Source organism: Sphingomonas sp. CCH21-G11 (assembly GCF_001555965.1).
Lineage (GTDB): Bacteria > Pseudomonadota > Alphaproteobacteria > Sphingomonadales > Sphingomonadaceae > Sphingomonas.
Genome location: NZ_LSHX01000050.1, coordinates 15,643 through 27,933 on the forward strand (window position 1 = coordinate 15,643; position 12,291 = coordinate 27,933).

A 12,291-nucleotide genomic window follows, 5' to 3' on the forward strand; every position below is an offset into this window, starting at 1 on the left:
TCGAGCCCGGTTGCCCCTATTCGTGGCGGAGCGCGTCGATCGGGTTGAGCGCGGCGGCGCGACGGGCGGGAAAGAAGCCGAACACGACCCCGATCAATGCGGAAATGGCAAAGGCGCCGATGTTGATCGCCGGATCGAACAGCCAGGGCAGCTTGGCGAGCGGCGCGATCAGCCCGATGGCGAGTTGGGCGAGCAACAGCCCCATGATGCCGCCCAGCATCGACAGCACGATCGCCTCGACCAGGAACTGGGTCAGCACCTCGCGCCCGACCGCGCCGATCGCCAGCCGGATGCCGATTTCGCGGGTGCGTTCGGTCACGCTGACCAGCATGATGTTCATGATGCCGATGCCGCCGACGATCAGGCTGATCGCGGCCACCGCGGTCACGATCGTGGTCAGCAGCTGGGTCGTCTGGGTAAAGGTGTCGGTGAACTGGCGGCTGTCGAAGATGAAGAAATTGTCGTCCTGGCCGGGCTGGATCCGGCGGCGCTCCTGCAACAGGCTGGTCAGCGACGCCTGCACCGCCGACGTCTGGTAATCGGCGTCGACGCCGACCAGGATGGCGCGAATGTCGCGATTGCCGGTGAAGCGGCGCTGCACCGTCTTGATCGGCATGATGATGACATTGTCCTGATCGCCGCCGAAGCCGGCCTGGCCGCGCGGCTGGAGCGTGGCGACGACGTCGCACGACACGTTGCCGACGCGGATGCGGCTGCCCACCGCGCCGCCGCTGCGGAACAGGTTGGTGACGACGGTATTGCCCAGGATGCACACCGCCTTGCCTGCCTGTTCCTCCGCCGGGCTGAACAGCCGGCCGTCGGACAGCTTCCAGGGCTGGATCTGGAAAAAGGCGTTGGTGGTGCCGTTGATCTGGGTCGACCAGTTGGCGCCGTTGAAGATCGCGGTCGCGCTCGCCTGCGCGGTCGGCGCGACGGCGGCGACGCCGGCGATCTGCTCGCGGATCGCCTCGACGTCGGCCATCTCGAAATCCGGCGGGCGCGGGCCGCCGCCGCCGCGTCCGAAGCCCTGACCGGGCAGCACCTGGAGAATGTTGGTGCCGAGCGCGGCGATCTGCTGCTGCACGGCGACCGTCGTCGCCTTGCCCAGCGTCACCATCGTGACGACCGCGGCGACGCCGATGATGATGCCCAGCGTGGTCAGGAACGAGCGCAGCTTGTGGCGCAGGATCGACCGGACGGCCAGCGTGAAGGTGGTGCCGAGCATGATTACCTTCCTCCTCCTCGACGGGGGAGGATAGCGAAACTTGCCGCGTAAGCGGCTAGTGGAGCTTGGAGAGGGTCGCGGCTCGCGATGATCGGGCGGCGCTCTCCCCTCACCCAGCTCCGACTAGGCAGCAAGCTGCCAAGTCTGCGCATCCCTCTCCCACAAGGGGAGAGGGGTTGGATAAACGGGTTTCTCCCTCCGAACCCCGATCCGTTTGTCCTGAGCTTGTCGAAGAACGGTTCTTCTTTGCAGTGATCAATGAAGAAGAACGGGGCTTCGACACGCTCAGCCCAAACGGCGCGAGGGGCACGCAAAGACCGCATCACCCTCATACCGGCACCCCGGCGCGGTGCCCGGTATCGATCCGTTCGACCAGGCCGTCCTTAAAATGGACGATCGTGCGCGCGAATGCCGCCATGTCGGCTTCGTGCGTGACCATCAGCACGGTGATGCCGCGCTCCTGATTCAGGCGCGTGAGCAGCTCCATGATCTCGATCGAGCGTTCGCTGTCGAGATTGCCGGTCGGTTCGTCGGCGAGCAGGACGTCGGGGTTGGTCACGATGGCGCGTGCGATCGCCACGCGCTGCTGCTGACCGCCCGACAGTTCGGCAGGCGTGTTCTTCCACCATGGCGCAAGCCCGACCTGCTCGAGCGCGGCCATGCCTGCCTGTTGCCGTTCCTTGCGCGGCTCACCGCGATAGAGCAGCGGCAGCTCGACATTCTCAAGCGCGCTGGTGCGGGCCAGGAGGTTGAAGCCCTGAAACACGAAGCCGAGATATTTGCGGCGAAGCAGCGCGCGCTGGTCGCGGTCCAGCCGTTCGACATGGACGCCCTTGAACTCGAAGGTCCCGCTCGACGGCACGTCGAGGCAACCGAGCATGTTCATCGTCGTCGACTTGCCCGACCCGGAGGGCCCCATCACCGCGACGAAATCACCCGCGGAGATGTCGAGGTCGACCCCCTTCAGCGCCTGGAACGCGGTCGGTCCTTCGCCATAGGTCTTGGTGACGCCGCGCAGGCGGATGATGGGGTCGGGCGGGTTACTGGCCACGCCGCCCCCCGCCGCCGGGACCACCACCACCCTGGCGCCGGCCACCACCGCCGCCGGACCGGGCTTCCTCGCCACCCGACAGCTGGCCGACGATCACCTTCATGCCCGGGCGCAGATCGCCGCCGGTCACCTGGGTCATCTGGCCATTGCTGTTGCCGGTCGTGATCTTGACCTGCTGCGGCTTGCCGTCGGCGCCGAGCACATAGACGGTCTGCTGCGAACCGCGGCCGATCTCGGCGGTCTTTTCGGCGCCGCGGCCGAAGCGACGGCCGCGCGGGATCAGCGCCCCGGCAACGCCGCTGCCTGCATCCTGGCCGCCCGCACCCTCGGCCTGCGGGGTGAAGCGCAGCGCCGCGTTGGGCACCAGCAGGACATTGCCCGCCGAACTCGTCACGATCTCCGCCGTCGCGGTCATGCCGGGGCGTAGCCGCTGCCCGGGATTGTCGACGCTGAGCACGGCGGCATAGGACACGACCTGATTGGCGGACGTGGTGGTGCTCGTCGTCGCAGCCGACGCCTCCTGTGCCGACAGGTTGGAGCCGACATCGACGCGGGTGATCTGCGCCGGGAAACGCTCGCCGGGAAAGGCATCGACGGTGAAGGTCGCGCGCTGGCCCTGCTGGACCTGGCCGACATCGGCCTCGTCGATCGCGACCTCCAGCTTCATCGCGCTCAGATCCTCGGCGATGACGAACAGGGTCGGCGTATTGAACGAAGCGGCGACGGTCTGGCCGGCATCGACCTGGCGCGCCAGCACGACGCCGTTCACGGGCGAGCGGATGACGGCGCGCGACCGCTGCGTCTGGTTGGACGAAAGCTGGGCGCTCGTCGCCTGGACATTGGCCTCGGCGGCGCGGACATTGGCGATCGCGCGCCCGACCGCGGCGCGCGCGGTGTCGAGTTCGGTCTTCGCCGGCACCCGCCCGCCCGACAGGCGGCTCACCTCCTCGAACCGGGTCAGCGTCGCCTGCGCCTCGGTCAGCGTCGCGCGCTGCTGGGCCACCGCCGCGCGGTTGGCGGCAAGCTGTGCCTGGGTCTGGCGGATCTGGTCGTCCAGCTGGGCGGGGTCGATCAGCGCCAGCGGCTGGCCCTTGGCGACCCGGTCGTTGACGTCGACCAGCACGCGCGTGACCAGCCCCGACAATTCGGAGCCGACCGTGACCTGATTGGTGGGTGCCAGCTTGCCGGTCGCCGAAACACTGACCTCCAGATTGCCGCGCGTCACCGTCTGCGTCGAATAGCGCGGCGCTTCGGGGCCGCTGAACAAGCGCATCGCTGCCAGGATGAGCAGCAGGACACCGACGGCCGCCAGCGCCCAGTAGAGGCGGGTGCGCCAGCGCGGGCGTTGCTTTGCACCCAGGAACGTGTCGAGATCGGGGCTGGACTGGTCGGCCATCACTTGTTCCGATTGGCTTGAAGGGCGGTGCTTTCCGCCAGTTGATCGACTTGCGGGACCGTCGCGCTGTCCCACCCGCCGCCGAGCGCGCCGTAGAGCTGAACGAGCGCATTGGCCTGATCGGCCTGCGCCTGGGCCAGGCTGTTGGCGGCGGCGAACAGCTGGCTTTCCGACTGGTTGAGCGTGGTGAAATCGGTCAGGCCCGAGCGATATTGCGTGCGCGCCAGCAGCGCCTGGGCGTCGGCGGCGTCATAGGCGATGCGGAATTCCGCCTCGCGTGCCTGCGCGGTGCGCAGCGCGACGATCGCATTCTCGACATCCTCGAGCGCGGTCAGCACCGACGATTTGTAGGCGAGGAACGCGCCGTCCGCCGCCGCACGCGCCGACCGCAGCTGGCCGCGCAGCCGGCCATTGTCGAAGATCGTCTGTGAGAGGCCGAGGAAGATGCGGCCGGTGATGATGTCGAACAGGTCGGAAATGGCGTTGGCGTTGGTGTCGATGCTGCCCCCGATGCTGAGCGCGGGATAAAGCTGGGCCTCCGCCACGCCGATCTGGGCGGTGGCGGCGGCCAGCTGGCGTTCGGCGCTGCGCACGTCGGGGCGCTGGCGCAGCGTGTCGGCGGGGATGCCGACCGCGACGGCGGCGGGGCCGCGCGGAATCGGCCGGGCCTGCTCCAGCTGCGCCTTGAGCGCCCCCGGCGCGCGGCCGGTCAGCACGCCGAGGCGCGAAACCGCCTGATTATAGCTCTGTTCGATCTGGGGCACCGTCGCGGCGGTCTGTGCCCGCTGCGCGCGCGCCTGTTCCTGGTCGAGCGACGAGACGAGCCCCGCCTGCACCCGGAATCCTGCGATCTCCAGATTTTCCGACTGGATGTCCAGCGAACGCCGGGCATTGGCCAGCTGCTGCTGCGCCAGTCGCGCGAGCACGTAATTGCGGGCGATCTCGCCCTGGGTGGCGATCAGCACGCTCGCATAGTCGAAGCCGCTCGCTTCGTAATTGGCGCGTGCGCTCTCGATCGTGCGGGCGTTGCGGCCGAACAGGTCGACCTGATAGCTGACATCGGGGCCGAGCGAGTAGCTGTCGCTCGATCCGCCGCCGCCGGTCGAGATGATCGTGCCGTCGGGCAGGGTGTTGACGCCCGCGCCGCCGCGCAACGTCTGGTTGCGCGTATAGTTGACGCCCCCGGTCAGGCTGGGCAGCAGCGCCGCGCGCGACTGGGCGAGCTGCGCGCGCGCCTGGCGCAGGCGGGTCACGGCCTGGCCGACGTCGAGATTTTCGGTCGCCGCCTGCTGGACCAGTTCGCCGAGCATGGGATCGTCGAAGCTCGCCCACCAGCGCGTCAGGTCGGGCTGGGGCGTCGCCTGGGCAGGGACGGAATAGCCCTCCGGCACGCCGAGGGCCGCCGGCGGGGCAGGGCGATAATCGGGACCGGCCGCACACCCCGCGAGCGGAACGAGGCCGGCCAGCATCATGGATCGGAACCGCAACGTCATGATTGCCCTGATGGCGGGCTTGCCGCGCGGCGTCCACAGCGAAGCTGTCGCACTTTGTAACAGCGCGCCACTGATCGATCCGGTTCGGACGCGTTCAGCCGATCCAGCGCCAGATCCCCGCGGCCCAGCCGGCGAGCGGCAGATGCGCCCATGTCGCGACCAGCCAGACGACCACACCCCCCGCCAGATCATGTCCGCGAAAGCCGCCCAGCCGCGCGCGCCCGGTCGCGATCGCGCCGAACGGCCAATAGGATGTCGCCGATTGCCATTGCGGCCAGAACTCCGGTTGCAGATCGCGCTTCTTGCGGTCCTGCAGCGCCGAACCGAGCAGCGCCAGGACGAGGATGCCCAGGCACAGCGCGATATTGCCGGGCGTCGGATAGATGGCGATATGGACCAAGGCCCAGATCGCGAAGCTCCACATCATCGGATGGCGCGTGATCGCGAACACGCCGTGCGCCGCCGGCACCGGTTTCGCTGTCGCCTTTGGATCGGGCAGCGCCGGATTGCCGATCAGCGACCCGACGAACAGCACCGACGCGAACAGCATCAGCACGGTCGCCGCCGCCCACAAGACGTCGCCGACCGGCCAGAGCAGGGGCTGGGCGGGCATCGCCTGATAGACATGCGCGGTCCAGCCCAGCGTCGCAAAGGCGACGAGCGCATAGACCAGCATGAACCCCTGCTGCCCCAGCGCCCGCACCAGCGGCGCGCGCAACGGGTGCGACAACGCGAAATGCGAGCCGACGAATGCGGTGATCGCGATGATCAGCATGGACATGGCCGTCCCCCCTTTCGTCGCGGCGGCCCCGCGCGGCTTACTGCACCCCGTGCATCCATTTGCGGATCAGCGGCGACAGCGCGAGCAGCAGCAGCCCGATTCCCGCCGAGATCAGCCCGATCGTCCAGAACACGCCGTTATAGGTGTCCAGGCTGACCTTCAGATTGGTCACCTGGCCGCCAACCGTCTCGACCGACGCGACCTGGGCGACGACCCCGGCGACATATTGCGCGACGGAGATCGACAGGAACCACACGCCCATCATCAGGCCGACGACGCGTGCGATCGACAATTTGGTGACCATGCTGAGCCCCACCGGGCTGATGCACAGTTCGGCGAGGCTGTGGATCAGGTACAGGCCGGCGAGCCACCAGATCGCGACCTTGAAATCCGGCCCGGCATATTGCGCGCCAAGGACGAGGAACAGGAAGCCGAGCCCGACGCCGATCAGGGCAATGCCGAACTTGACCGGAATCGACGGTTCGATCCCGCGGGCTGCCAGCCGGGTCCACAGCACCGACAGGATCGGCGCGAACACGACGATGAAGAAGGCGTTGAAGAACTGTGTCTGGCCGGCCGTGATCGAGAACAGCCCGAACACCGACAGGTCGGTGTTGCGGTCGGCGAACAGCGTCAGGCTCGATCCCGCCTGCTCGAACAGGGTCCAGAACACGACGTTGAACACGATCAGCGTCATCGCCGCCAGCATCATCTGAAACTCGCGCCGGTCGCCGACGCTGGCCGACCAGATGAGGATACCGGGCACCGAGACCAGGAAGGTGCCGAACAACAGCTTGCCCATCAGCGGCAACGACAGGATGTAGCCGACAATGCCCGATCCCGGCACCGGCTCGGGCGCGTTCATCAGGTTGACGAATAGCAGGTAGAAGACCGGCACCCCGATCGTCGCCAGCGCAAAGATGCCGATCGCCCGGTTGGCGGGCTGGTCAGCGGGCGGCTCGCCATAGCCGTTGAGCTTGCCGCCGTCGAACTGGATCAGCAGCCATGACAGCATCATGCCGAAGGCAGCGAGACCGAAGCCCGCCCACCAGCCGACCGCCACCGCGAGCCACGGGCACAGGATCTGCGATCCGAGCGAACCCAGATTGATGCCCATGTAGAAGATGGTGAAGCCCGCATCGCGGCGGCGATCGCCCTGTTCATACAGCTCGCCGACCATCGTCGAGATGTTGGGCTTGAAGAACCCGTTGCCGACCGAGACCATGCACAGCGCCACCAGCATCAACGTGACGTGAAACGGGCTGCGTTCGCCGTCGGACGAAAAGCCGCCGGCGGCGACCGTGCGGGTGGCGGTGCCGTCGGCGCCGAGCAGCGCGACGGTACCGTCGTCATTGCCCTTGATCGCCAGCTTGTTCGCGCCGTCGACGACATAGCGCGTTTCAGCACCCGTCGTCGCGTCGCGCTCGATCGTCACCTCGTAGCGCTGGCCGTCGATGGTGGCGAAGGGCTTGGCGGTCTCGCCGCCGAAACAGAGCGTCAGATAGCCCAGCGCCATCAGCACCGCGCCGAACTTCACCGCGCGCTTCGATCCCAGATACTGGTCGGCCAGATAGCCGCCGACCAGCGGCGTCAGATAGACGAGTGCGGTATAGCCACCGTACAGGCCCGTCGCCTGGCGATCGCCGAACAGGAAATGCTGGGTCAGATAGAGGGTGAGCAGCGCCCGCATGCCGTAATAGCCGAAACGTTCCCACATTTCGGTGGTGAACAGCCGGGCCAGCTGCCGCGGATGGCCGAACCAGGTTTCGCCGGTGGCCGGATTGGTATGGGTAATATCCGGCTCGCGCGGGTTATCCGCGGTCGGTGCGTCGACCATCTATCCTGGGCTCCCTGAACTGTCGCGGCGGCGCGTGCCGCCATTTTGGTTGCGGCGGAACCTAGCGGCAAATGCCCGGGTGTAAATATCTGCCTTCGCGCGATAAGGGGGCGGCATGATCCTCAACGACACCTCCTCGCTGCTGACACATCTGCGCACGCGTCGCTCCGGGCGGCCGCGCGACCTGATCGAACCCGGGCCCGATGCGGCGCAACTGCGCGATATCGTGACCATGGCGGCGCGGGTGCCCGATCATGGCAAGCTTGGCCCCTGGCGCTTCGTTGCGGTGCCGACCGGCGCACGCGATGCCTTTGCCGCGCTGCTGCGCGACGCATATCTTGCCCACAAGCCCGACGCCGGGCGCGTCGAGCTGGAGGCGGTCGACGCCTTTGCCCGCCAGGCGCCGGCACTGGTCGTGGTCCTCTCGCGCCCGCGAGCCGAGAGCCATATTCCCGTGTGGGAGCAGGAGCTGTCGGTGGGCGCTGCGGCGATGAACCTGCTCCACGCCGCCCATGCGCTGGGGTTTGCGGGCGGCTGGGTCACCGGCTGGGCGGCCTATTCCGACCGGGTGCGCGATGCGTTCGGCGGGGCGGGCGAACGGATCGCCGGTTTCGTTTTCATCGGCACGCCGCGCGCCGCGCTCGAAGAGCGGCCGCGCCCCGATATCGACCAGCTGCTCAGCGTTTGGACGGGATGACCACTGGACCCGAGAGCCAAATAGTGTATTAAGGCAGCATGACAGCTTATGAGGACGACGAGAGCCCAGTCTATCTGCGGCTGCGCTCGACCATCGTCGCCGCGATCCTGCGCGGCGAGTTCGGGGCCGGCGACCAGCTTCCGTCAGTGCGCGCGCTGGCGGCCGAGCACGGCGCCAACCCGCTGACCGTGGCGAAGGCCTATCAGCGGTTCCAGGACGAAGGCTATGTCGAGGTGCGGCGGGGAGTCGGCATGTTCGTGCTCGACGGCGCGGTGGAACGCCTGCGTGCGGCCGAGCGCAAATATTTCCTCGAATCGCGGTGGCCGCGAATCCGCGACCAGATCCGCCTGCTCGGGCTCGATGCCGGGCAACTGGTCGGCAACGCCACCGTCTGATCCTCGTTTTCGCGCCGGCCTGGCGGGCGGCATGTTCGGCGCGCCGACGGAACCATTCGCTCCGTCGCATCGTTGCCGATTGGTCGGATGGAATCCGATCGTAAGGAGTCGCCGTCATGCACGAATTCACGAAGGTCGTGCCCGGCCGCGCCGGGTATCGCGTGGCCTATCATGCCAACGAGGCCAATCATTGCCCGGGCTGCGGGCGGACGCACTGGCTGGTCGGGCGCGTCACCGCGGAATGCGCCTTCTGCGCCACCGCGATCCCGCTGAACGATGGCGGCATGCGGGGGGCGGGGCTGATCCGGATCAACCTGCCGCAGCCTGCACCGCTCGCCGCCTGAACGACGCGCGCGTCAGGCTGTCAGCTTGAGCGTCGCGATCCCGCCGATGATCAGCGCGATGCCGCCCAGTCGCGGCAGCGATGCGCTTTCCCCCAGCCACACGATCCCCAGGATCGCCGCGCCCACCGCGCCGATCCCGGTCCACACCCCATAGGCCGTGCCGACGGGCAGCGCCCGCATCGCATTGGCAAGCAGGCTGAAACTGGCGATCATCGCCACGATCGTGAACACCGACGGCCACAGCCGGGTGAACCCCGCCGACTGCTTCATCCCGATCGCCCACGCGACTTCCAGCAGCCCCGCGATCACGAGCTGAAACCATGGGTTCGTCATGCGCGCGTCTCCTGTCGGATCCGCCTCAGGCGGCAAACGCCTCCGCCGGCACCGAATAAAGCACCGCCGCGGGCGCCCGCGCGGCGCGGGCGAGGCCAAAGGCTTCGGGCACCACCTGCTCGACATAGAAGCGGCACGCCGCCTGCTTCATCGCCTTGAACTGCGGGTCGCCGCTGAAGCTCTCGACCGCGCGCGCCTGCTTTTCCATCAGCCAGCCGCACACCGCGATCGACGTCATCGTCAGGAACGGATAGCTCGCCGCCAGCCGGTCATCGACGTCGGAGGCGAGCAGCGCGCGGCCGGTTTCGCCCGCCAGCTGGATCACATCACGCAGCGTCGCGTCCTCAGCTTCGTCGAGCATCTGGCGAATGAGGCGCTCGAACACGCCGCCATTGTCCATGCTGAGCTTGCGCCCGACCAGGTCCGCGGCCTGGATGCCGTTGGTGCCTTCATAGATCGGCGTGATGCGCGCGTCGCGAAACGGCTGGGCCGCGCCGGTTTCCTCGACATAGCCCATGCCGCCATGCACCTGAATGCCCAGGCTCGCGACTTCGTTGCCGATGTCGGTGCCGTGCGCCTTGGCGAGCGGGGTCAAGAGGTCGAGCATCGCCTGCGCCTCGCGGTCGCCCAACGTCGCGCGATCGACCTGGCCGGCCGCCAGATAGACGAGCGCGCGGGCGGCCTGGGTCTGCGCCTTCATCCGCATCAGCATCCGGCGGACGTCGGGATGCTCGATGATCGCCACCGGCTCGCGGCTCGATCCGTTGGCGCGCGCCGACTGGATGCGGTCGCGGGCGTAGTGCACCGCTTTCTGCGTCGCGCGCTCGGCGACCTGGACGCCCTGCAAACCCACGTTCAGCCGCGCATTGTTCATCATCGTGAACATCGCGCGCATGCCGCCGCCTTCGGCCCCGATCAGCTCGCCGACGCAATCGCCATTGTCGCCAAACGACAGGACGCAGGTGGGCGAGGCGTGCAGCCCCATCTTGTGCTCGATCGACACGACGCGGACATCGTTGAACGCGCCCGGCGTGCCGTCGGGGTTGAGGCGATATTTGGGCACCAGGAACAGGCTCAGCCCCTTGGTGCCCGGCGGCGCATCCGGGGTGCGCGCGAGCACCAGGTGGACGATGTTGTCGGCAAGGTCATGGTCGCCGAAGCTGATGTAGATCTTCGTGCCCGTGATCCGGAAGGTCCCGTCGTCGCGCGGTTCCGCCTTCGATCGCAGCGCGCCGACGTCGGATCCCGCCTGTGGTTCGGTCAGGTTCATCGTCCCGGTCCATTCGCCGGTCGCGAGCTTGGGCAGATAGAGCGCCTGCTGCTCGGGCGAACCGTGATGCGCCAGCGCCTCGATCGCGCCGACGGTCAGCGTCGGGCACAGCGCGAAGCTCATGTTGGCGGTGCCCAGCGTCTCCAGCACCGCGGTCGACAATGCGAAGGGCAGGCCCTGGCCGCCGAACGCCTCGGGCGAGCCGATCGTGCCCCAGCCGCCCTCGACATAGGCCTGGTACGCGGCACGGAAGCCTGCGGGCATGACCACGCCCTGATCGGTCCATTTTGCCCCCACGGTGTCGCCGACCCGGTCGAGCGGTTCCCATTCCCCGGCCGCGAACTGGCCGACCCCTTCGAGCACGGCGTCAACCAGGTCAGGGCTGGCGGCGCCGAAGCGGTCGCTGGCGGCCAATTCGTCGATGCGGACGACGGTATCCAGGACGAAACGTTGTTCGATGGTGGCGGGGGTGAAAGTCATCGGTCCTCTCTTGTCGCGGCTTCGGCGCAGCTATAGGCCGCTCGGGTGAGCGCGCCAAATCCCAGTTTCGCGACCCGCATCTTACCCTACGGCGCGGCGGCGATCGATACCGCCGCACGGGTGATCGCGGACGGCGGCTGCGTCGCGGTGCCGACCGAGACTGTCTATGGTCTGGCCGCAGACGCGACCGATTCGCACGCGGTGGCGGGCATCTATGCCGCCAAGGGGCGACCCAGTTTCAATCCGTTGATCGTGCATGTTCTCGACCTTGATCAGGCAAAGGGAATTGCGCGTTTCGATCACGAGGCGCTGGCTCTGGTCGAGCGATACTGGCCGGGCCCACTGACCCTGGTGCTGCCGCTGGCGGCCGACGCGCCGGTCGCCGCGCTGGTGACGGCCGGTCTCGGCACGGTCGCGATCCGCAGCCCGGCGCACCGGGCGATGCGCGCGTTGCTAGCCGCCGCCGGACGTCCGCTGGCGGCGCCGTCGGCCAATGCCAGCGGCACGATCAGCCCGACGCGGGCCGAGCATGTCGCCGCCAGCCTGGGCGGACGCATTCCGCTGATTCTGGACGACGGCGCGACGCCGGGCGGACTTGAATCAACCATCGTCGATCCGGCGCGACGACAGGTGCTGCGGCCGGGCCCGATCCCGGGCGAGGTGTTGAACTATGCGCGCGCGGCGGGGGATGTCGCGATCAGTGCGCCGGGGCAGCTGGCCAGCCATTACGCTCCGGCCAAGCCGCTGCGCCTGAACGCGACCGCGCCGCGCGCGGGCGAGTGGCTGATCGGCTTCGGTGAGGTTGCCGGCGACGATAGCCTGTCGGCGTCGGGCGATCTGATCGAGGCGGCGGCGAGGCTGTTCGACGCCCTGCACCGCGCGGATGCGAGCGACGCCTGCGCGATTGCGGTCGCGCCGGTGCCGGCGCACGGGATCGGCGAGGCGATCAACGACCGGCTCGCGCGCGCCGCAGCGCGCTGAGCCGGCCA

At 68.2% G+C, this 12,291-nt stretch carries 12 protein-coding genes; 4 read left to right on the forward strand and 8 right to left on the reverse strand.

Translation table 11 applies throughout. From position 1 onward, the window contains the following. Positions 1 to 16: 16 nt before the first annotated feature. The 6 genes from AX676_RS13100 to AX676_RS13125 all read right to left on the reverse strand — a co-directional run bounded on the left by AX676_RS13100 (position 17) and on the right by AX676_RS13125 (position 7,783). A complete protein-coding gene (locus AX676_RS13100) occupies positions 17 to 1,225 on the reverse strand; it encodes an ABC transporter permease (RefSeq protein WP_066481415.1) in 1,209 nt (402 codons plus the stop codon). A 328-nt stretch (positions 1,226 to 1,553) separates the two neighbouring features. After that, positions 1,554 to 2,276 (reverse strand): ABC transporter ATP-binding protein, encoded by a 723-nt coding sequence (locus AX676_RS13105; protein ID WP_082730919.1) that lies wholly within the window; start codon positions 2,274 to 2,276, stop codon positions 1,554 to 1,556. Continuing rightward, entirely contained in the window at positions 2,266 to 3,672 is a 1,407-nt protein-coding gene (locus AX676_RS13110; protein ID WP_066481418.1) for an efflux RND transporter periplasmic adaptor subunit, read from the reverse strand. Before AX676_RS13110 ends, AX676_RS13105 begins: the two co-directional genes overlap by 11 nt. Then, entirely contained in the window at positions 3,672 to 5,165 is a 1,494-nt protein-coding gene (locus AX676_RS13115) for an efflux transporter outer membrane subunit (protein ID WP_066481425.1), read from the reverse strand. The genes AX676_RS13110 and AX676_RS13115 overlap by 1 nt, the downstream gene beginning before the upstream one ends. Positions 5,166 to 5,259: 94 nt before the next feature. Continuing rightward, complete coding sequence (locus AX676_RS13120) at positions 5,260 to 5,946, reverse strand: NnrU family protein (RefSeq protein ID WP_066481427.1); 687 nt, start codon at positions 5,944 to 5,946, stop codon at positions 5,260 to 5,262. A gap of 37 nt (positions 5,947 to 5,983) precedes the next feature. Further along, a complete protein-coding gene (locus AX676_RS13125) occupies positions 5,984 to 7,783 on the reverse strand; it encodes a peptide MFS transporter (RefSeq protein ID WP_066481429.1) in 1,800 nt (599 codons plus the stop codon). A 115-nt stretch (positions 7,784 to 7,898) separates the two neighbouring features. On the opposite strand from AX676_RS13125, the gene AX676_RS13130 reads away from it, so the two are divergent. The 3 genes from AX676_RS13130 to AX676_RS13140 all read left to right on the forward strand — a co-directional run bounded on the left by AX676_RS13130 (position 7,899) and on the right by AX676_RS13140 (position 9,219). Next, positions 7,899 to 8,480: a nitroreductase family protein gene (locus AX676_RS13130; RefSeq protein ID WP_197417216.1), complete on the forward strand. Its 582-nt coding sequence runs from the start codon at positions 7,899 to 7,901 to the stop codon at positions 8,478 to 8,480. A 38-nt stretch (positions 8,481 to 8,518) separates the two neighbouring features. Continuing rightward, positions 8,519 to 8,875 carry a GntR family transcriptional regulator gene (locus AX676_RS13135; RefSeq protein WP_066481431.1) on the forward strand — a complete coding sequence of 119 codons (357 nt, stop codon included), beginning with the start codon at positions 8,519 to 8,521 and terminating at the stop codon, positions 8,873 to 8,875. A gap of 116 nt (positions 8,876 to 8,991) precedes the next feature. Continuing rightward, a complete protein-coding gene (locus AX676_RS13140) occupies positions 8,992 to 9,219 on the forward strand; it encodes a hypothetical protein (protein WP_066481434.1) in 228 nt (75 codons plus the stop codon). A gap of 12 nt (positions 9,220 to 9,231) precedes the next feature. On the opposite strand, the gene sugE is transcribed toward AX676_RS13140, so the two are convergent. Both sugE and AX676_RS13150 read right to left on the reverse strand, forming a co-directional pair. After that, positions 9,232 to 9,552, reverse strand: coding sequence for a quaternary ammonium compound efflux SMR transporter SugE (sugE, locus tag AX676_RS13145; protein WP_066481437.1), 321 nt, complete (start codon positions 9,550 to 9,552; stop codon positions 9,232 to 9,234). A gap of 25 nt (positions 9,553 to 9,577) precedes the next feature. Beyond that, on the reverse strand, positions 9,578 to 11,302 hold the full coding sequence (locus AX676_RS13150; RefSeq protein WP_066481440.1) for an acyl-CoA dehydrogenase: 1,725 nt from the start codon (positions 11,300 to 11,302) through the stop codon (positions 9,578 to 9,580). A gap of 45 nt (positions 11,303 to 11,347) precedes the next feature. Between AX676_RS13150 and AX676_RS13155 the strand changes: the two genes are divergently transcribed. Further along, the gene (locus AX676_RS13155; protein WP_066481449.1) at positions 11,348 to 12,283 is read left to right on the forward strand and encodes an L-threonylcarbamoyladenylate synthase; all 936 of its coding nucleotides are present in this window, start codon (positions 11,348 to 11,350) and stop codon (positions 12,281 to 12,283) included. Positions 12,284 to 12,291: the final 8 nt, after the last annotated feature.

Bases quoted from the DNA above. Each gene is read 5' to 3' on its own strand.
- AX676_RS13100 (WP_066481415.1), bottom strand. From the start codon at position 1,225: ATGCTCGGCACCACCTTCACGCTGGCCGTCCGGTCGATCCTGCGCCAC.
- AX676_RS13110 (WP_066481418.1), bottom strand. From the start codon at position 3,672: ATGGCCGACCAGTCCAGCCCCGATCTCGACACGTTCCTGGGTGCAAAG.
- AX676_RS13115 (WP_066481425.1), bottom strand. From the start codon at position 5,165: ATGACGTTGCGGTTCCGATCCATGATGCTGGCCGGCCTCGTTCCGCTC.
- AX676_RS13120 (WP_066481427.1), bottom strand. From the start codon at position 5,946: ATGTCCATGCTGATCATCGCGATCACCGCATTCGTCGGCTCGCATTTC.
- AX676_RS13125 (WP_066481429.1), bottom strand. From the start codon at position 7,783: ATGGTCGACGCACCGACCGCGGATAACCCGCGCGAGCCGGATATTACC.
- AX676_RS13130 (WP_197417216.1), top strand. From the start codon at position 7,899: ATGATCCTCAACGACACCTCCTCGCTGCTGACACATCTGCGCACGCGT.
- AX676_RS13135 (WP_066481431.1), top strand. From the start codon at position 8,519: ATGACAGCTTATGAGGACGACGAGAGCCCAGTCTATCTGCGGCTGCGC.
- AX676_RS13140 (WP_066481434.1), top strand. From the start codon at position 8,992: ATGCACGAATTCACGAAGGTCGTGCCCGGCCGCGCCGGGTATCGCGTG.
- sugE (WP_066481437.1), bottom strand. From the start codon at position 9,552: ATGACGAACCCATGGTTTCAGCTCGTGATCGCGGGGCTGCTGGAAGTC.
- AX676_RS13150 (WP_066481440.1), bottom strand. From the start codon at position 11,302: ATGACTTTCACCCCCGCCACCATCGAACAACGTTTCGTCCTGGATACC.